The organism is Ensifer sp. ENS02 (assembly GCF_014851885.1).
GTDB lineage: Bacteria > Pseudomonadota > Alphaproteobacteria > Rhizobiales > Rhizobiaceae > Ensifer > Ensifer adhaerens.
This window is the reverse complement of sequence record NZ_JACVAO010000003.1, coordinates 230,144-248,294: the sequence shown is the minus strand read 5'-3', so window position 1 is coordinate 248,294 and position 18,151 is coordinate 230,144. Positions and strand designations below refer to the sequence as shown.

Here is an 18,151-nt window from a genome sequence, read left to right as displayed (position 1 = left end):
GCGCCTTTTGTCATTCTGAGATCGTCGGTTCTGCTCAGCCAAGCAGCCACAGACCGATCAGGCCGGCGATCCCGACGATAATGCGCCAGATGGCGAAAGGCGTGAAACCGCGCCGCGAGACGAAGTCGAGCAATGAGCGCACAACGAAGATGCCGGCGACAAAGGCCGCAATGAAACCGACTGCAATCAGGGTAAAATCGTCAAAGGAGAGCGCATCGCGGTTCTTGTAGAGGTCCAGCGTAAAGGCGCCGACCATGGTCGGCATCGCCAGGAAGAACGAGAATTCGGCGGCCGAACGCTTGTCGGTGCCCATCAGCAGGGCGCCGGCGATCGTCGCGCCGGAACGGGACGTTCCGGGGATCATAGCCAGGCACTGGAACAGGCCGATCTTCAGCGCCAGCGACGGCGGGTAGTCCATCACGTCGGTATAGCGCGGCTTCAGCGGCAGATGGTCTATCGCATAAAGGATGACGCCGCCGACGATCAGTACGACGCAGATCAGGACAGGCGTCTCGAACAGCACCGTCTTGATGAAATCATGGGCAATGGCACCGATGACCGCCGCCGGCAGGAAGGCGAGCAGCACTGACACGACGAAGCGGCGCGCCTTGATGCTTGTCGGCAACGCCAGCGCGATCGACAGAAGCTTCTGGAAATAGACGAGCAGGATCGCCAGAATGGCGCCGAGCTGGATGAGGACGGCGAAGGTGTTGCCCGGCGACTTGAAGCCGAGGAAGTGGCCGGCGAGAAGGACGTGCGCCGTTGACGAGACGGGGATGAACTCCGTCAGGCCCTCGATCAGACCGAGGACAAGCGCACTGATGATCGATTGATCCGCCATATATGAGAATTTCCTGACAAGTTTTGGAGTGGGAGGAAAAGGCTGATTCGCTTGTGTTTGCCACCACAAATTTCTATAGCTCTAACACATGAGCCGTGGCCAGACGCTTGCGCCGCCACGCTGACGCCCCCAAGCCAAAGCCCTGAGAAGCCAGATCATCGATGCCGACACTGTATCACCACCCCATGTCCGCCGCTTCACGCTTCGTTCGCCTGATCCTTTCGGAATACGGCTACCAGACGGAATTGACGGACGAGCAGCCCTGGGAGAACCGGCGCGACTTCCTGGCTTTGAACCCGGCCGGAACGCTACCGGTCTATGTTGACGACAGTATGAGGGCGCTCTGTGGGGCGACGATCATCTCGGAATATCTCGACGAGACGAATGGCATCATGAAGCGGGATCGCCGCCTTCTGGCCGAGGATCCGTTCCAGCGCGCGGAAATCCGCCGGCTGGTCGAATGGTTCCTGCAGAAGATGGAAGCCGATGTGACGCGGCCGCTGGTGCGCGAGCGGATCTTCAAGCTGCAGATGACGCCGGACCAGGGCGGCGGCGCACCCGACAGCAAGGTCCTGCGGACCTCGCGCGCCAACATCCGCCAGCATATGAAGTATCTCTCCTGGCTCGCGGGCACGCGCACCTGGCTTGCCGGCGACCGGATTTCCTATGCCGATCTTGCCGCCGCCGCGACGGTGTCCGTGCTCGATTATCTCGGCGAAATCGACTGGTCGGACGCCCCGAGCGCCAAGGAGTGGTACCAGCGACTGAAGTCCCGCCCCTCCTTCCGGCCGCTGCTTGCCGAGCGCGTGCGCGGCGTCACCCCCGTTCCGCACTATGCGGATCTCGACTTCTGAGGCGAATACCGTGCCCGGCATCGATGCCAAGGCAGACAGTGAGGAACGGCGCCGGCTGAAGCTGACGGCGTTCCTGAAGGCAGAGGCGGCAGACAAGGGCTTCGATCTCTGTCGCATCACCCGGCCGGATGCCATTCCGCAAGCACCGGCCCGGCTTCGAGACTTTCTCGACGAGAGCTTTCACGGCACGATGGACTGGCTCGAAGAGACAGCCGAGCGCCGTTCCGATCCGCGCACGCTCTGGAGCGAGGTGCGCTCCGTCGTCATGTTCGCGATGAACTACGGCCCGGAACACGATCCGCGTGGCATTCTGAAGCAGACCGATCGCGGTGCGATCTCGGTCTATGCCCAGAACCGCGACTACCACGACATCATTAAGGGCAAGCTCAAGGAAGTCGCGACCCGCTTTGCCGCGCGCGCTGGCGAGGACGTCAAGGTCTTCGTCGATACCGCCCCGGTGATGGAAAAGCCGCTGGCGGAGCAGTCCGGCCTCGGCTGGCAGGGCAAGCACACCAATCTGGTCAGCCGCGAATTCGGCTCCTGGCTTTTTCTCGGCAGTCTGTTCACGACGGCGGACCTCGCCTTCGACGAAGCCGAGCGCGACCATTGCGGCTCCTGCCGCGCCTGCCTCGATGCCTGTCCGACAGACGCTTTCCCGGCGCCCTACCGGATCGACGCGCGACGTTGCATCTCTTACCTCACGATCGAGCACAAGGGGCCGATCGATCCCGAATTCCGGCCGCTGATCGGCAACCGCATCTATGGCTGCGACGACTGTCTTGCCGCCTGCCCCTGGAACAAGTTCGCGCAGGCAGCCTCGGAAATGAAGCTCCGAGCACGCGACGATCTGAAGGCGCCGTCGCTCGAAACCCTGCTTGACCTCGATGATCCGAGCTTTCGCAGCCTGTTCTCAGGCTCACCGGTCAAGCGCATCGGTCGCGACCGGTTCGTGCGGAACGTGCTGATCGCCGCCGGCAATTCAGGCAGCCAGGCGCTGGTGCCCGCAGTCAAGGCCCGCGTCAACGACACCTCAGCCGTGGTGCGGGCGATGGCGGTCTGGGCGCTGTCACGATTGGTCGCGCCTGCGGCGCTTGCGGAATTTGCCGAACAATGCGAGCCAGAGACGGACGAAGACGTCCTCAACGAATGGCAGATCGCGGGAGTGAGCCGATGCATGTCCTGATCCTTGGCGCCGGTTACTCCGGTACGGCAATCGCAAAAGCGATGGCCCCAACGGCCACAAGCGTTATCGGCACCACCAGGACCGAGGAGAAGGCGGCAAAACTCGAAAGGGCCGGCATCCGCCCGGTGCTCTTCGACGGCGAGACGATCTCCGACGACCTTGCCGCCGCCCTCGGCAAGGCAACGCATCTGATCCAGTCGATCGCGCCCGGTCGCGATGGCGATCCCATGTTCCGCACCACGAGCCCGGACCTCACGCAGATCGCACCGAACCTCAAATGGATCGGCTATCTCTCAACGGTCGGCGTCTATGGCGACCATGGCGGCGAATGGGTCACCGAGGACATGCTGCGCAAGCCGGTCTCGGCCCGCTCTGTCGAGCGCGTGGAAGCGGAGGACGCCTGGATCGCCTTCGGCAAGAACCAGGATATTCCGGTCGCGGTGCTCAGGCTCTCCGGCATCTACGGACCCGGACGCAACGCCTTCTGCAATCTCGAAAACGGCACGGCACGGCGGCTGGTCAAGCCCGGCCAGGTGTTCAATCGAATCCGCGTCGAGGATATCGGCGCCGCAGCGCTGTTCCTCGCCAACAATGGCACCAGCGGCGTCTTCAACATCACCGACAACGAGCCGGCGCCGCCGCAGGACGTGGTCGCGGAAGCCGCCCGGCTGATGGGCGTCGAGCCGCCGCCGGAAACGCCTTTCGAGCAAGCCGAACTGTCACCGATGGCCCGCACTTTCTATGGAGAAAACAAGCGGGTTTCGAATGCCCGCATGCGTGCAACCGGTTTTGAATTTGCCTTTCCGGATTATCGCGTCTCGCTTGCACAGCTTTGGCAGTCGGGCGCGTGGCGCGGACAGTGAAATGCAATACGGCACCCGCCAGATAGCATAACCCGTAATGCTTATAGAACGTCGATAGTCAGTCCGTCAGTAATGGCCAGGGCTGGGCCATCGCAATTGTGACATTCTTTGGATATTCGTTCGATACTTGGCTAATTTCATACAACCTGCGCGCTAGTAACGAATTTTCGACCATCCGGATTCCGGAAAATTGGTCCAATTCGAAATTTTTAATGAAATTTTTCGTTTACGGGCGGGTTCGGCTCGCGTGCGGAGGCTGGCGAACGCTCAACCCCTGATTCCAAAGAACTCCTGTCTGCGTTTAAACTATTTCAAACAATCTTCGTTTTTGAAATTTCGTCATTTTTTAATAAATCCTAATAGAGCGTAAATGGTTGAAGCACGTTTTTGCCATTTTTCGCCCCAATTAGCGGTTCTCAGAAGTTTTTAACCAAGTGTTTTGACCGAGGGGATCGCCAGTTTGACGCCAGCGAAGATCAAGACGGCTGCCGCTGCAGCGCTATTCACGGCCACTATCGGTCTCGTCTCCGTTTCCGATAGCCATGCAGCCGGCGCCGGCTGCGGCGGCGCATCCTGGTATGCGCTGAGCTCCAAGACCGCCTCCGGCGAGCGCATGAATGCCGCTCACCTGACGGCCGCCCATCGCAGCCTGAAATTCGGCACCAAGGTGCAGGTTACCAACAAGCGCAACGGCAAGAGCGTTATCGTTCGCATCAACGATCGTGGCCCGTTTATCCGCGGTCGCGTCATGGATCTTTCCAAGGCTGCAGCATCGCAGATCGGCATGGTCCGCTCCGGCACTGCCAGCGTCTGCTATCGCGTCGTCAATTCCTGATCTTGAAATACTGCTACCCGGCCTGCGGGCGGGTGGATCTACTTCGCTAAAGACCGTTCTCGGCGGTTAATCTTCTCCGCCGTCTTGCTCTTCGATGCCATCGCCGTTACCACGGCGAAAAAGGAGTTGATCGAAGATGCGTTTGGGCGGCAGGCTCGCTGGAGCCATTGAGGTTCTTGAGGATATCGAAAAGCGGAAGCGCCCGGTCGCCGACGCGCTCAAGGATTGGGGCCTTGGCCACCGTTTCGCCGGATCCGGCGATCGCTCGGCGATCGGCAACATCGTCTACGACGCCCTTCGCATGAAGCTCTCCCACGCCTACCTGATGGATAGCGACAGCGCCTCGGCCCTCGGCCACGCGGTGATGTACCGCCAGTGGGGCTTTTCGCCCGAGGCGCTGGCCGCCGAGCTCGATGGCGACAAGTTCGCGCCGGAGGCACCGGCCGAACAGCTTCAAGCCTTCAGGTCGCGCCGGATCGAGGACGCCCCGGCCCATGTGCAGGGCGACATCCCCGAATGGGTCCAGGCCTCCTTTGAAGAGAACTTTTCCGACGACTGGCTGGAAGAAGCCAAGGCGCTCGCCGGCCGGCCGACGCTGGACCTGCGCGCAAACACGCTGAAGGCGTCGCGCGCCAAGGTCCTGAAGGCACTCGAGCGCAGCGGCGCCGAGGCCGCAACGATCGCCCGCAACGGCATCCGCATTCCCGCCGGCGAAGGCGCCTCGCGCCTGCCGAACGTCACGGCCGAGCTTTCCTTCCAGAAAGGCTGGTTCGAGGTCCAGGACGAGGGCTCGCAGATCGTCGCCGATCTCGCCTATCCGCAGGAAGGCGAACAGGTGCTCGACTATTGCGCCGGCGGCGGCGGCAAGACACTCGCCATGTCGGCGGCGATGAACAACAAGGGCCAGGTGCACGCCTACGACACCGACCGCAAGCGGCTTGCCCCGATCATCGAGCGGCTGAAGCGCGCCGGCACGCGCAATGTCCAGGTGCATGAATCCACCGACAGCCTCGCGCCGCTTGCCGGCCGTTTCGACCGCGTGCTGGTCGATGCGCCCTGCACCGGCACCGGTACCTGGCGCCGTCGCCCCGACACCAAGTGGCGGCTGAACCAGAAGAACCTCGAAGAGCGCATCTCCCAGCAGGAAGAAGCGCTGGCAAGCGCTGCCCAGTTCGTCCGTCCCGGCGGCCACCTGATCTACGTCACCTGCTCGGTACTGCCTGAGGAAAACGAGGCGCAGGTCTACGGCTTCTGCGAAGACAATCCGGAATTCGAGATCCTGTCGGCCGCCGATATCTGGGCGACGCTGTTCGGCACCGACAAGCCGCAGCCCTGGTCGGCGGACATGAAGACGGTGACGCTGACACCCGCTTCCACCGGCACGGACGGCTTCTTCTTCTGCCTGATGCAACGCAAGGGTTAAGGCCGTTTGACGATCGGCAAAAGACGCGCATCAGATTGAAAGCGTTCTAAACTATACACTTTGACACAAGTTTGCTTTTGGTTCATGAGAAGCGGGCTCGCCGGGGCCTTTTCTGATGGCTCGACGGCTGAACGACGCCATGTTTTGCGGCTCGTTCGACGGCGCCGGGGGACGCAACAGGAGAGGGTCATGACCAAGAAATTTTTCCGGGGCGCCGCGCTGGCGCTGATGACGGCGACCTCGGCGATGGCCCTGCAGCCGGCCCATGCCGCAACCGATGCCGCCGCCGTGGTGAAGCACTACACCGCCGTCGCCCACGCCAAGTTCGAAGACGCGCTGACGACCGCAGAAGCGCTCGACAAGGCCGTTGACGCGCTGATCGCGACGCCGAGCGAAGAAACGCTGAAGGCCGCGCGCGACGCCTGGAAGAAGGCCCGCAACCCCTACCAGGAAACCGAAGTCTACCGTTTCGGCAACGCGATCGTTGACGAGTGGGAAGGCAAGGTCAACGCCTGGCCGCTCGACGAAGGCCTGATCGACTATGTCGATCCGAGCTATGGCACCGAGAGCGACGAGAACGCGCTGTTCACCGCCAATGTCATCGCCAACAAGACGATCAAGATCGACGGCAAGGACGTCGACGCTTCCAACATCACGCCGGAATTCCTGGCGGGCACGCTACAGGAAGCCGGCGGCATCGAAGCGAACGTCGCGACCGGCTACCACGCGATCGAGTTCCTGCTCTGGGGCCAGGACCTGAACGGGACCAAGGCCGGCGCCGGCAACCGCCCCTTCACCGACTACGACACCAAGGCCTGCACCGGCGGAAATTGCGACCGCCGCGCCGCCTACCTGAAGGCTGCGACCGAGCTGCTCGTTTCCGACCTCAAGGAGATGGTTGCCAACTGGACGCCGGATGGTGCCGCCACCAAGGCGGTCGAGGCCGACCCGAAGGCTGGTCTCGTCGCCATCCTCACCGGCATGGGCTCGCTCTCCTATGGCGAACTGGCGGGCGAGCGGATGAAGCTCGGCCTGCTGCTGCACGATCCGGAAGAAGAGCATGACTGCTTCTCCGACAACACGCACAACTCGCACCTGCACGACGCGATCGGCATCCAGTCGGCCTATACCGGCGAATATACCCGCGTCGACGGCACGAAGATGACCGGCCCGTCGCTGTCCGAACTCGTCGCCGCCAAGGATGCAGCGCTCGACAAGGAAATGGCCGGCAACCTTTCGACCACGGTCGAGAAGATGCAGGCGATGGCCAAGCGCGCGGAAACGACCGAGGCCTACGACCAGATGATCGGCGAAGGCAATGCCGAGGGCAACGCCACCGTTCAGGCGGCGATCGACGGCCTGATCGCCCAGGCAAAGACCGTACAGCGCGTCATTGCGTCGCTGGATCTCGGCACCGTCGAGCTTGAAGGTTCCGACAGCCTGGATAATCCTAACGCCGTCTTCCAATAAGCTGAAAAGGCGGGCCGCATCGACAAAGACGCGGCCCGATCCTCCTGAGATGAAATCTGGCGCTTTCCGCCTTTGCGCGCTTGTTCTCGTTCAAGCGCTTTTCACGGCCCTGCCCGCCTTCGCCGGCGACGGCCTTTTGACCGAACGCTCCGACCTCAACGACAAGGACCGCCAGCGCGTCCAGGCGGTGACGCGGCCTGCGACCGATTTCTCCAAGGCAGAAACCTTCGAAGCAATGTCCGGCGGTGCCGCGACCTCGATCGCGCCCGTCAATGCCGACAGTTTTTCGCAATTCTCGGCCAATCTCACCTTCCAGGAGGAAGAGGGCTTCAAGCTGGGCAACGCGCTCTTTCGAAAGCTTTGGGTTTCCTCCCCCTCCTCCACACAGGCCTCCGACGGGCTCGGCCCACTCTACAACGCCCGAGCCTGCCAGAGCTGTCACCTGAAGGACGGACGCGGCCGGCCGCCGGAAGGTGCCGTCGATACAACCTCGATGTTCTTCCGCCTGGCGCGGCCGCCCCGCGACGACGAGGAGCGCCGGATGATTGCGGCGCACGAGGTGGTGAACTTCGGCGACGCTGTTTATGGCGCCCAGCTTCAGGATAGCGCCGTGCCCGGCCTTGCCGCCGAAGGCCATCTGAAGATCAGCTACACCGAGGAGCCCTTCACTTTCCCCGACGGCGAAACGGCCTCTCTGCGCCGACCAGGCTATTCGGTGGCCGATCTCGCCTATGGCCCGCTCGATCCGGAAACCACGCTCTCGCCGCGTGTGGCGCAGCCGATGATCGGCCTTGGCCTGATCGAGGCGATCCACGAGGCGGATATCCTCGCCCTTGCCGACCCCGACGATAGGGATGGCGACGGCATCAGCGGACGGCCGGCGCTGACGCGCGACGCCAGGACCGGCAAGCTCATGCTCGGGCGCTTCGGCTGGAAGGCGCAGAACGCCACCGTGCGGCAACAGAGCGCCGATGCCTTCGCCACCGACATCGGCATCTCTTCACCCGACGCCGACCGCCCGCATGGCGACTGCACCGCGGCCCAGGCAAAATGCCTGACCATGCCGACCGGCGAGCAGGCACGCCTTGGCCCCACAGAAGCGCCCGACCCGGTGCTCAACCTCGTGACCTTCTATTCGGAGAACCTGGCCGTGCCGGCGCGGCGCAAGGCGAGCTTTGCGGAGACACTGCGTGGCAAGAAGGTCTTCTACGAACTCGGCTGCACCAGTTGCCACACACCGAAATTCGTCACCCGCCGGGACGCGGCCAACAAGGCGCAGTCGTTCCAGCTGATCTGGCCCTATTCCGATTTCCTGCTGCACGACATGGGCGAGGGTCTTGCCGACGGACAGCAGGTGGGTGTGGCCACCGGCCGCGAGTGGCGCACGCCGCCGCTTTGGGGCATCGGCTTGACGAAGACCGTCAGTGGGCACAATTTCCTGCTCCACGACGGACGCGCCCGCAATTTCACCGAAGCGATCCTCTGGCACGGCGGCGAAGGGCAGAAGGCCCGTGACGCCTTTGCCGCCCTTGCCGCAAGCGATCGCCGCGATCTCCTTGCCTTCCTGGAGTCACTCTGATGCCCCGCACGCATACGCTTACTCTCTCTTTTGCCCTGACCTTGACCGCCGTTTTCCCGGCGGTGGCCCAGGAAGGAAGCGCGCTCTCGCCGCGCGTCGTCAACGAGGCGGCCGTGCCCGCGGTCATGGCCAAAGCCGTCGACGACTTCATCATCCCCGGCTATCGCAACCTCACGGAAAAGACCGCTGCCGCCACGCAGGCCACGGCCAAGCTCTGCGCGGCGCCGTCGCAGGCGACGGTCGATGGCGCTCGCGTTGCCTTTTCCGAGATGGTCGGCGCCTGGTCGGCGATCGAGGTGGTGAGGCTTGGTCCGGCACTTGAGCAGAACCGCTTCGAGCGGTTCCTGTTCTACCCCGACCGCAAGAGCACGGGCCTGAAGCAGGTGCAGGCGATCGTTTCGAAGCACGATGAAAGCGCAACGGACGAAGCCAAACTCAAGGGCAAGAGCGTCGCCGCACAAGGGCTCGGCGCGCTCGAATACGTGCTCTATGGCACGGGCGCCGATTCGCTTCTGAACAAGGACGGTGATTTCCGCTGCCGCTACGGCCTGGCGATCACCAAGAACCTCGACACGATCGCCAACGAGTTCCTGGCCGCATGGCAGAAGCCCGATGGCATTCAGGCGGCCTGGAAACATCCGGGCCCTGACAATTCCGAGTTCCGCGACAACCGCGAAGCGGCAACAGAACTGCTCGGCATTCTCGTCCATGGCGTCGAGACGGTGAAGGACCAGCGGCTGAAGCCGTTCTACGAGAGCAAGGACGACAAGGGACATCCGAAGCTCGCGATCTACTGGCGCTCCGGCAACACCATGCCGTCGATCGCCGCCAACGTGCGGGGCCTGAAGACACTGTTCGACGTTGCCGACATGCAGAGCCTTTTGCCGGAAGACAGCCGCTCGGTCGCGGGTTCCGCCGACTTCGTCTTCAAGTCGGTGATCGGCATGGCCGGCAACATCGACGGACCGATCGATCAGGCGCTCGAGGACAAGGACAAACGGGCCAAGCTCGCCTTTCTGTCGCTCAATACCAATGACCTTCTCGATCGGCTGAACAAGGATTTCGGCGGTGCGATCGGGCTTGGCGCGGGCTTCTCCTTTGCCGACGGCGACTAGAGCGGGATGAGGAAACGTGTGCGCGGTTTTCCGCCCGCATCCCGCTCAAGCGCCGAGTGTTGACAATCAAGGCTTTTGGGCGCAAAGCGCTTCCCGTGTCCGCTCTCGCGGGCACGTTTCACCACAAGGACCAACTCCCAATGAACCCCGACAGTCGAAGTCGAGCCTTCACGCTCACGGCCGTCCGGTCCTGATTGATCAGGGCTTCAGGCGGTCGGATGACTCGCCCTATGGAGCCCAATATGCTGCGCATCTACAAAAGCCAGAACAGCCACCTCGTGCTTGTCGACATGATCGACGGCATCGCCCTGCCGACGCCGGCAATCTGGTACGACCTCTACAATCCATCGGCCGAGGAAACGCGGCTCGTCGAAGGCCAGCTCGGCATCGAGATCCCGACCCGCGACGAGATGCAGGAGATCGAGCTTTCCGACCGCCTCTACCAGGAGGCCGGCGCCGAATTCATGACGATGACGGCCGCCGCCAAGCTCGACAGCGATTATCCGGTCAAGGTGCCGGTGACCTTCATTCTCAAGGGCACGACGCTGGTTACCGTGCGCCACGCGGACCCGAAGCCGTTCCAGAATTTTTCCAATCGCATCCAGAAGGCCAACGGCCAGATCTGCGAAAGCGGCGAACTGGTGATGCTCGGGCTGCTTGAGGCGATCATCGACCGTACGGCGGATGCGCTGGAGCGCGCCGGCAGCGAGGTCGACGGAATTTCGCGGGATGTGTTCCGCAAGACCAATGCCAGCGCCACCAAGAAGACGCGCGACCTGCAGTCGCTGATCGAGCAGATCGGCCAGAAGGGCGACCTTTTGACGGTCATCCGCGAAAGCCTGGTCAGCATCGGCCGGCTCGTCGCCTATCATGTGGCGCTCGAAGGCATGGGGCCGCGCAAGGCAGGCAAGGAAAGCCGGCAGCGGATCAAGCTGATCCAGCGGGACGCGACGTCGCTTGGTGATCACGCGCTGTTCCTGTCGAACAAGATCAATTTCCTGCTCGACGCGACGCTTGGCCTCATCAACCTCGAGCAGAACCAAATCATCAAGATCTTCTCGGTTGCCGCCGTCGTCTTCCTGCCGCCGACGCTGGTCGCCTCGATCTACGGCATGAACTTCGGGGTGATGCCGGAACTGCAATGGGAATTCGGCTACCCTGCGGCACTGATGCTGATGGTGATCTCGGCGATCGTGCCCTATTTCTACTTCAAGCGCCGGGGCTGGCTCTGAGCGCGCAACCTGCTGCATCGCAGCCCTGAGCGGGCACTCCGCCCAGGGCTTGCAGATTTCCATGACGAGCGAGGATGGCATGACAGCCGCCACGGGCCTGATCGACCGGCGCAGTTTCCTGAGGATGGCGGGCGCGGCCTGGGTGGCGAGCCTCGCGCCTGAGCGAGCCTTCGCCCTGACCAGGGCCGACGCCGTCTTTGCCTCGGCCTTCATGGCGCCGGACGGCAGCTATGGCGTCGCGACGCTCACGGAAGCGGGCGAGATCATCGACCGCACGGCGCTGCCGGCCCGTGCACACGGCATGGCCTATTCGCCCGTCAGCCGCCGCACCGTCGCCTTTGCCCGCAGGCCCGGCACCTATGCGACGATCCTTGCAACCGACGGCACGGCCGAGCCGATCGTGATCACCGCTGCCGACGGCCGGCATTTCTACGGCCATGGCTGCTTCTCGGCAGACGGCAAGCTGCTCTACGCCACCGAGAACGACTTTGCCGCCAATCGCGGCATGGTTGGCATCTATGACGGCAGCGACCACTTCACCCGCATCGGCGAATTCCCGACCTATGGCATCGGCCCACACGACATGACGCTGAGCGCCGACGGGAAACTGCTGGCGATTGCAAATGGCGGCATCGAGACCCATCCGGATTTTGGCCGCACCAAGCTCAATCTCGACCATATGGAGCCGAGCCTGACGCTGGTCGATACGCGAACCGGCGCGCTCGTACAGAAGCACGGTCTGCCGGATGATCTCAGCCGCCTGTCGACCCGGCATGTCGATATCGGTCCGAAGGGCGAGATCTGGTTCGCCTGCCAGTATGAGGGTGCGCGCAGCGACCTGCCGCCGCTCGTCGGCTCGTTTTCCCAGGGCGAAGACCTGAAGTTCCTGTCTCTGCCCGAGCGCACGACGGAAGCGCTGGCGAACTATGTCGGCGCCATCGCCGTCAACCGGAACGAGGGGCTGATCGGACTGACTTCGCCGAAGGGCGGCGTGGCGGTGACGCTCGATGCACGAACCGGTACCGTGCTGAAGGAAGAGCGCGTCGCCGATGCAGCGGGGGTCGCCAGTGCCGACCACGGCTTTGCCGTTTCCTCCTATGACGGCCACTTCAAGGCTAACAAGAGCCGAGTGGCCTGGGACCAGCACATCGTGCGGTTGGCTTAGGCCTAAGACGATCTCAGGCCGAAAAACGGCCGTCGCCGGAGAGTTTTGCCAGATCGTTCCAACGATAGGCGGTCTGGTCATGGTTTTCGCCGCCGAGGCTCACCTGGCCCTGGCCAACGGCAATGGCGCCGAGATGCTCGTAGAAGCCCCGATTCGGGTTGCTGGAAAGCACCCAGGCAAAGAGCGACTTGCCGCCAAGCTCCCGGCAGTGACCGGCGACGCTGCGCACCAGTGCCGAGCCGATGCCCGCGCCCTGGAACTCTTTCAGGATGTAAAGCGCATAGAGCTCGCGGTCGAACCGCGGCGGCATCGAGCGCGCCTTGCCGTAATTGGCAAAGCCGATCACCTTGTTCGTGCTCACGTCAACCGCAACCAGATGGAAGACGTCGGCGATGCGCATGCGTCTTGCGTGGCGCAACGCCTGTTCCTCGATGCTCATCGCGTCGAGAAAGGCATCGGAAATCAGCCCGCGGAAGGTCGATCGCCAGGTTTCGACGATAACGGAGGCGATCATCATGATGTCATCCGGGCCGGCCGGCCGGATGTCGATACGTCGGAAGGTCTTCATGGCAGCTCATATAGGTGGTGCATGATGGCTTCAAAACGGCGGCCCCGCTGGAAAGACGGAAAGTCTGTTCTATCTGGCGAGATCATGAACAGAACCATCGTATACGTAGTCTTCATCGCCGCCGTTCTCGGCCTCGGCTTTCTCATCGGCACCAACAACATCCCCGGCGAATGGTACCGGTCGTTGGCAAAGCCAGCCTTCAATCCACCGGACTGGATCTTCGCGCCGGTCTGGTCGATCCTCTACGTGATGATCGGCGTTGTCGGCGCCCGCATGTTTCTCGATCATCGGCGCAGCGCCGCCATGCGCCTGTGGCTGGCGCAGATGATCCTCAACTTCCTCTGGTCGCCACTGTTCTTCGGCATGCAGGATATAGCGTCGGCGCTGATCGTGATCATCGCGCTCGTGATCGCGGTTGCCGGCTTCGTCGTCGCAAGTTGGCAACGGGATCGCATTTCAGCCCTGCTGTTCCTTCCCTATCTCGCCTGGGTTGCGTTTGCGACGGTGCTCAACAGCGCGATTTTGCTCATGAATTGAACTTGTCCGACCTTCACGACCGTGCCACTGTCCCGCGGTCCCCGACACAAAGGCCCATGAACTGATGGACGACCGTGATCCCCCCGATTTCCGAAAGCGCATTCGCGAGAGCTTCGCGCGGCAGGTGGCGATGCGCACGATCGGAGCCGAACTGACACTTGTCGAGCAAGGCACGGTCGAAATCGAGCTGCCCTTCGACGACAAGCTGACGCAGCAGCACGGCTTCCTGCATGCCGGCGTGATCTCCGCGGCGCTGGATTCAGCCGGCACCTATGCGGCCTATTCGGTAATTGACCCGGATGCCTCGATCCTGACAATCGAGTTCAAGGTCAACCTGCTTTCGCCCGGGCGCGGCGAACGCTTCCTCTTCCGCGGCGAGGTGACAAAGCCCGGATCGACGATCATCGTTTCCGACGGTCGCGGCTATGCGATCCGCTCCGACGGACCGGCAAAGCTGATCGCCTCAATGACCGGAACGATGATGGTTGTGCGCGGACGCGAAGGGATCGAAGGATGAGTTTTGCCGTCAAGGACGTTGCCGGACGCAAGGTGCTCTACGTCATGGCCGTGGATGCCGAGTACGGTCCGCACCTGAAAGACAGGATCAAGCCGCTGATGACCGGCGTCGGGCCGGTCGAGGCGGCCGTCGTGTTGACGCGCACGCTTGCCGAACTCGCCGCCGAGCGGACCCTGCCCGATCTCGTCGTTTCGCTCGGCTCGGCGGGTGCCGCCACGCTCGAACAGACCGAAGTTTACCAGGCGGTTTCCGTCGGCTACCGCGACATGGATGCCTCGCCGCTCGGCTTCGAGAAGGGCGCAACGCCGTTTCTCGACCTTCCGGCCGTGGTGCCGCTGCCGCTGCGCATCCCCGGCGTTCCGGAAGCGCGGCTTTCGACCGGCGCCAACATCGTCTCGGGCGCTGCCTATGAGACGATCGACGCCGACATGGTCGAGATGGAGACCTTCGCGGTGCTGCGCGCCTGCCAGTCCTTCGGCATTCCTTTGATTGCGCTTCGCGGCATTTCCGACGGCAAGGCCGAACTTAAGCACGTCAACGACTGGACGGAGTATCTTCACGTCATCGACGAGAAGCTTGCAAGCGTGATCGACCGGTTGGAGAATGCGGTTTCGAGCGGCGTGATCCCGCTCTAGACCCCGATGGCTTCGGGTCTGGTCGACCCAAGGCCATAAACGTGATCGATGCTCACAAGTCAGAGCGGGATGCGGGCGGAAAACCGCACGCACTTTTCCTCATCCCGCTCCAAAACCCCGGAATTGTCCGGGTGCAATTGAATCGTTGCGTCGATGGCGGGCTTTCATTAAAGGCTCGCCATGATCAAGCTTGTTTGAAGGCACCCAATGACCCAGACAGCCCATCCCGACACCGTCCTTATCGTCGACTTCGGCAGCCAGGTAACGCAGCTCATCGCCCGGCGCGTGCGCGAATCCGGTGTCTATTGCGAAATCGTGCCGTTCCAGTCGGCCGAAGAAGGTTTTCAGCGGCTGAAGCCGAAGGCCGTCATCCTTTCCGGCAGCCCGGCCTCGACGCTCGATATCGGCTCGCCGCGTGCGCCCTCGGTGATCTTCGATTCCGGCCTGCCGGTGTTCGGCATCTGCTATGGCCAGCAAACCATCTGCGCCCAGCTCGGCGGCAAGGTCGAGAGCGGCCATCACCGTGAATTCGGCCGCGCCTTCCTGGAAGTCGAAAAGGAATGCGCGCTGTTCGACGGTCTTTGGTCCCTCGGCTCGCGCCACCAGGTCTGGATGTCGCATGGCGACCGCGTCACCGCGATCCCCGAAGGCTTCGAGGTCGTCGCGACCTCCGCCAACGCCCCCTTCGCCTTCATCGCCGACGAGAAGCGCAAGTACTACGCCGTGCAGTTCCATCCGGAAGTCGTGCACACGCCCGATGGTGCCAAGCTGATTTCCAACTTCGTGCACAAGATCGCCGGCATCAAGGGCGACTGGTCGATGTCGGCCTATCGTGCCAAGGCGGTCGAGGCGATCCGCCGCCAAGTCGGTGACAAGAAGGTGATCTGCGCGCTCTCGGGCGGCGTCGACAGCTCGGTTGCGGCACTGCTGATCCATGAAGCCGTTGGCGACCAGCTCACCTGCATCCTCGTCGACCACGGCCTGATGCGCAAGGACGAGGCGAAGAACGTCGTTGCGATGTTCGAGGAGCACTACAACCTCCACCTCCTGCACGTCGACGCTTCCGACCGGTTCATCGGCGAGTTGGAAGGCCAGAGCGATCCGGAAACCAAGCGCAAGATCATCGGCCGCCTGTTCATCGAGGTGTTCGAGGAAGAGGCAAAGAAGCTCGGCGGTGCGGACTTCCTCGCCCAAGGGACGCTCTATCCCGACGTGATCGAAAGCGTCTCGTTTACCGGCGGCCCGTCGGTGACCATCAAGTCGCACCACAATGTCGGCGGCCTGCCGGAGCGCATGAACATGCAGCTCGTCGAGCCGCTGCGCGAACTCTTCAAGGACGAAGTGCGCGTGCTCGGCCGCGAACTCGGCTTGCCCGACAGCTTCATCGGCCGCCACCCCTTCCCGGGTCCGGGCCTTGCCATCCGTTGCCCGGGCGGCATCACCCGCGAGAAGCTCGAGATCCTGCGCGAAGCGGATGCGATCTATCTCGACGAAATCCGCAAGGCCGGCCTCTATGACGCCATCTGGCAGGCTTTCGCTGTGCTTCTGCCGGTGCAGACCGTCGGCGTCATGGGCGATGGCCGCACCTACGAGTTCGTCTGTGCACTTCGCGCCGTCACCTCGGTCGACGGCATGACGGCGGACTTCTACCACTACGACATGGAATTCCTCGGCCGCGCGGCGACGCGCATCATCAACGAGGTCCGCGGCATCAACCGCGTCGTCTACGACGTCACCTCGAAGCCGCCGGGCACGATCGAGTGGGAATAAGCGCGCGGACGCATCTGCTGCGTCGGTGATAAAAAATGTTAAAGGGCGTGCTTCGGCGCGCCCTTTTTGCTTCCCGGCACAGTCGCGGCCCGGGTGCAGCGCTACTTCACCGCGTCGCGCATGCCATCGCGGAGTTTCCGCACCCGCTCGTTCAAATCGATCATTTCCGGCACCGTGAAGCCGGAGTTTTCCAGAAGCGCATCGGTCAGGCAGCCGGTCTTCACGTGGAGGCCGCGCCCTTTCGCGGTGAGGTGGACCTCGACCTGCCGCTCGTCGGTGACGCTGCGATGCCGACCCAGGAAGCCGGCAGCTTCGAGCCGCTTCACAGCCGGCGTGATCGTGCTCGATTCCAGACCCAGCCGATCGGCAATCGCCGAGATCGTCAACCCATCCCTCTCCCAAAGCGTGCTCAGGACGAGATACTGCGTGTAGGTCACACCGAGCGCATCGAGCATCGGCTTGTAGACGCGGTTGATGGCGATCGACGCCGAGTAGATCGAAAAACAGAGCTGGCTGTCGAGCGGCAGCGTTGTCGGTTCGTCAGGCATTCCAACCTCCTTGTGGCGCTTTGCGGCTTCTTCCGCGAAAATAGATATCGCGATAATTAATATCTTTACAAGAAACCGGAGTCGCCGTATACGATGCTTATCGCGATAATAACTGTCGCGAAAACAACTCAACGAAGGAGACCCGAAATGCTCAAGTCCCTCATCACCGCCGCCGCTTTCGCCCTCTCCGCAAGCGCGCTGACGCCGGCCCAGGCCGCCCCCGCCACCAAGAATGTCGTGCTCGTTCACGGCGCCTTTGCCGACGGCTCCGGCTGGCAGGGCGTCTACAACATCCTGAAGAAGGACGGCTATAACGTCACCATCGTGCAGAACCCGACCCTGACGCTTGCCGGCGATGTCGCGGCCACCAAGCGTGCGATCGCCGCTCAGGACGGCCCGATCGTGCTCGTCGGCCACTCCTATGGCGGTGTGGTCGTTTCGGAAGCCGGCACCGATGAGAAGGTGAAGTCTGTCGTCTACATCGCCGCCTTCGCGCCGGATAAGGGCGAGTCCGTTTCCTCGCTCATCGCCAACCCGCCGGCCGGCGCGCCCGTTCCGCCGATCCTGCCGCCGGTCGATGGTTTCCTCTCGCTCGACAAGGAAAAGTTCGCCGCCGCCTTCGCGGCCGATGTCGATCCTGAGATTGCCGCCTTCATGGCCGACTCCCAGGTCCCGTGGGGGGTCGAAGCGGCAGCCGGCGCCGTCACCGCTCCGGCCTGGAAGGAGAAGCCGAGCTTCTATCTGGTCGCGACCGACGACCACATGATCCCGCCGGCCGCCCAGCGCCAGATGGCAAAACGCGCCGGCTCCACCGTGGTCGAAACATCCGGCAGCCACGCCATCTACGTCTCGAAGCCGGAAGCGGTCGCCAAGCTGATCGAGCAGGCAGCGCAGGCGAGCGAATAAGCGATATCAACCGGCAACGAAGGCAAAAGGGCGAAGCGCGACGCGTCGCCCTTTTGCTTGTCTTGAAGACAGTCCGGAAGATCCTGGTGGACGCCATTGCCGGCCCCGTT

18 protein-coding genes are annotated in these 18,151 nt (G+C 62.8%); 15 read left to right on the top strand and 3 right to left on the bottom strand.

The window, feature by feature from the left end; translation table 11 throughout:
• Window positions 1–34 precede the first annotated feature (34 nt).
• A complete protein-coding gene (locus IB262_RS08525; protein WP_034804497.1) occupies window positions 35–841 on the bottom strand; it encodes an undecaprenyl-diphosphate phosphatase in 807 nt (268 codons plus the stop codon).
• Window positions 842–1,002: 161 nt separating this feature from the next.
• Between IB262_RS08525 and IB262_RS08520 the strand changes: the two genes are divergently transcribed.
• The 10 genes from IB262_RS08520 (at window position 1,003) to IB262_RS08475 (ending at window position 12,560) form a co-directional block, all read left to right on the top strand.
• On the top strand, window positions 1,003–1,695 hold the full coding sequence (locus tag IB262_RS08520; protein WP_034804500.1) for a glutathione S-transferase family protein: 693 nt from the start codon (window positions 1,003–1,005) through the stop codon (window positions 1,693–1,695).
• Window positions 1,696–1,705: 10 nt separating this feature from the next.
• Entirely contained in the window at window positions 1,706–2,878 is a 1,173-nt protein-coding gene (gene queG / locus IB262_RS08515; RefSeq protein WP_112976935.1) for a tRNA epoxyqueuosine(34) reductase QueG, read from the top strand.
• Complete coding sequence (locus tag IB262_RS08510; protein ID WP_089043155.1) at window positions 2,866–3,741, top strand: SDR family oxidoreductase; 876 nt, start codon at window positions 2,866–2,868, stop codon at window positions 3,739–3,741. The genes queG and IB262_RS08510 overlap by 13 nt, the downstream gene beginning before the upstream one ends.
• A 460-nt stretch (window positions 3,742–4,201) precedes the next feature.
• A complete protein-coding gene (locus IB262_RS08505; protein ID WP_060519659.1) occupies window positions 4,202–4,576 on the top strand; it encodes a septal ring lytic transglycosylase RlpA family protein in 375 nt (124 codons plus the stop codon).
• A gap of 136 nt (window positions 4,577–4,712) precedes the next feature.
• Window positions 4,713–5,999 (top strand): RsmB/NOP family class I SAM-dependent RNA methyltransferase, encoded by a 1,287-nt coding sequence (locus IB262_RS08500; protein ID WP_034804507.1) that lies wholly within the window; start codon window positions 4,713–4,715, stop codon window positions 5,997–5,999.
• A 189-nt stretch (window positions 6,000–6,188) separates the two neighbouring features.
• Complete coding sequence (locus tag IB262_RS08495) at window positions 6,189–7,469, top strand: imelysin family protein (RefSeq protein WP_090296315.1); 1,281 nt, start codon at window positions 6,189–6,191, stop codon at window positions 7,467–7,469.
• Between the two features lie 49 nt (window positions 7,470–7,518).
• The gene (locus IB262_RS08490) at window positions 7,519–9,048 is read left to right on the top strand and encodes a di-heme oxidoredictase family protein (RefSeq protein ID WP_112976936.1); all 1,530 of its coding nucleotides are present in this window, start codon (window positions 7,519–7,521) and stop codon (window positions 9,046–9,048) included.
• The gene (locus IB262_RS08485) at window positions 9,048–10,163 is read left to right on the top strand and encodes an imelysin family protein (protein ID WP_192493513.1); all 1,116 of its coding nucleotides are present in this window, start codon (window positions 9,048–9,050) and stop codon (window positions 10,161–10,163) included. The genes IB262_RS08490 and IB262_RS08485 overlap by 1 nt, the downstream gene beginning before the upstream one ends.
• A 242-nt stretch (window positions 10,164–10,405) precedes the next feature.
• Window positions 10,406–11,395 (top strand): magnesium transporter CorA family protein, encoded by a 990-nt coding sequence (locus IB262_RS08480; RefSeq protein ID WP_060519881.1) that lies wholly within the window; start codon window positions 10,406–10,408, stop codon window positions 11,393–11,395.
• A gap of 61 nt (window positions 11,396–11,456) precedes the next feature.
• The gene (locus IB262_RS08475; protein WP_226020645.1) at window positions 11,457–12,560 is read left to right on the top strand and encodes a DUF1513 domain-containing protein; all 1,104 of its coding nucleotides are present in this window, start codon (window positions 11,457–11,459) and stop codon (window positions 12,558–12,560) included.
• 13 nt (window positions 12,561–12,573) lie between these two features.
• Here IB262_RS08475 and IB262_RS08470 read toward each other — a convergent pair whose 3' ends face one another.
• Window positions 12,574–13,128, bottom strand: a complete 555-nt coding sequence (locus tag IB262_RS08470) for a GNAT family N-acetyltransferase (protein WP_034804517.1) — start codon at window positions 13,126–13,128, stop codon at window positions 12,574–12,576.
• A gap of 84 nt (window positions 13,129–13,212) precedes the next feature.
• Between IB262_RS08470 and IB262_RS08465 the strand changes: the two genes are divergently transcribed.
• From IB262_RS08465 to guaA, 4 genes are all read left to right on the top strand, one after another.
• A complete protein-coding gene (locus IB262_RS08465; RefSeq protein ID WP_192493512.1) occupies window positions 13,213–13,665 on the top strand; it encodes a TspO/MBR family protein in 453 nt (150 codons plus the stop codon).
• A gap of 64 nt (window positions 13,666–13,729) precedes the next feature.
• Window positions 13,730–14,182: a PaaI family thioesterase gene (locus tag IB262_RS08460; RefSeq protein ID WP_112976937.1), complete on the top strand. Its 453-nt coding sequence runs from the start codon at window positions 13,730–13,732 to the stop codon at window positions 14,180–14,182.
• Window positions 14,179–14,817, top strand: coding sequence for a 5'-methylthioadenosine/S-adenosylhomocysteine nucleosidase (locus IB262_RS08455; RefSeq protein ID WP_112770658.1), 639 nt, complete (start codon window positions 14,179–14,181; stop codon window positions 14,815–14,817). Before IB262_RS08460 ends, IB262_RS08455 begins: the two co-directional genes overlap by 4 nt.
• 207 nt (window positions 14,818–15,024) lie before the next feature.
• A complete protein-coding gene (guaA, locus tag IB262_RS08450) occupies window positions 15,025–16,587 on the top strand; it encodes a glutamine-hydrolyzing GMP synthase (RefSeq protein ID WP_034804526.1) in 1,563 nt (520 codons plus the stop codon).
• A 101-nt stretch (window positions 16,588–16,688) separates the two neighbouring features.
• On the opposite strand, the gene IB262_RS08445 is transcribed toward guaA, so the two are convergent.
• The gene (locus IB262_RS08445) at window positions 16,689–17,135 is read right to left on the bottom strand and encodes a MarR family transcriptional regulator (protein ID WP_034804530.1); all 447 of its coding nucleotides are present in this window, start codon (window positions 17,133–17,135) and stop codon (window positions 16,689–16,691) included.
• Window positions 17,136–17,282: 147 nt separating this feature from the next.
• On the opposite strand from IB262_RS08445, the gene IB262_RS08440 reads away from it, so the two are divergent.
• Window positions 17,283–18,041, top strand: a complete 759-nt coding sequence (locus tag IB262_RS08440; protein ID WP_034804533.1) for an alpha/beta hydrolase — start codon at window positions 17,283–17,285, stop codon at window positions 18,039–18,041.
• The last annotated feature ends 110 nt before the right edge of the window (window positions 18,042–18,151 follow it).

Coding starts and splice junctions, on each gene's coding strand:
- IB262_RS08495 (WP_090296315.1), top strand. CDS start 6,189: ATGACCAAGAAATTTTTCCGGGGCGCCGCGCTGGCGCTGATGACGGCG.
- IB262_RS08480 (WP_060519881.1), top strand. CDS start 10,406: ATGCTGCGCATCTACAAAAGCCAGAACAGCCACCTCGTGCTTGTCGAC.
- IB262_RS08485 (WP_192493513.1), top strand. CDS start 9,048: ATGCCCCGCACGCATACGCTTACTCTCTCTTTTGCCCTGACCTTGACC.
- IB262_RS08525 (WP_034804497.1), bottom strand. CDS start 841: ATGGCGGATCAATCGATCATCAGTGCGCTTGTCCTCGGTCTGATCGAG.
- IB262_RS08500 (WP_034804507.1), top strand. CDS start 4,713: ATGCGTTTGGGCGGCAGGCTCGCTGGAGCCATTGAGGTTCTTGAGGAT.
- IB262_RS08475 (WP_226020645.1), top strand. CDS start 11,457: ATGACGAGCGAGGATGGCATGACAGCCGCCACGGGCCTGATCGACCGG.
- IB262_RS08465 (WP_192493512.1), top strand. CDS start 13,213: ATGAACAGAACCATCGTATACGTAGTCTTCATCGCCGCCGTTCTCGGC.
- guaA (WP_034804526.1), top strand. CDS start 15,025: ATGACCCAGACAGCCCATCCCGACACCGTCCTTATCGTCGACTTCGGC.
- IB262_RS08470 (WP_034804517.1), bottom strand. CDS start 13,128: ATGAAGACCTTCCGACGTATCGACATCCGGCCGGCCGGCCCGGATGAC.
- IB262_RS08455 (WP_112770658.1), top strand. CDS start 14,179: ATGAGTTTTGCCGTCAAGGACGTTGCCGGACGCAAGGTGCTCTACGTC.
- IB262_RS08440 (WP_034804533.1), top strand. CDS start 17,283: ATGCTCAAGTCCCTCATCACCGCCGCCGCTTTCGCCCTCTCCGCAAGC.
- IB262_RS08460 (WP_112976937.1), top strand. CDS start 13,730: ATGGACGACCGTGATCCCCCCGATTTCCGAAAGCGCATTCGCGAGAGC.
- IB262_RS08510 (WP_089043155.1), top strand. CDS start 2,866: ATGCATGTCCTGATCCTTGGCGCCGGTTACTCCGGTACGGCAATCGCA.
- IB262_RS08490 (WP_112976936.1), top strand. CDS start 7,519: ATGAAATCTGGCGCTTTCCGCCTTTGCGCGCTTGTTCTCGTTCAAGCG.
- IB262_RS08445 (WP_034804530.1), bottom strand. CDS start 17,135: ATGCCTGACGAACCGACAACGCTGCCGCTCGACAGCCAGCTCTGTTTT.
- IB262_RS08520 (WP_034804500.1), top strand. CDS start 1,003: ATGCCGACACTGTATCACCACCCCATGTCCGCCGCTTCACGCTTCGTT.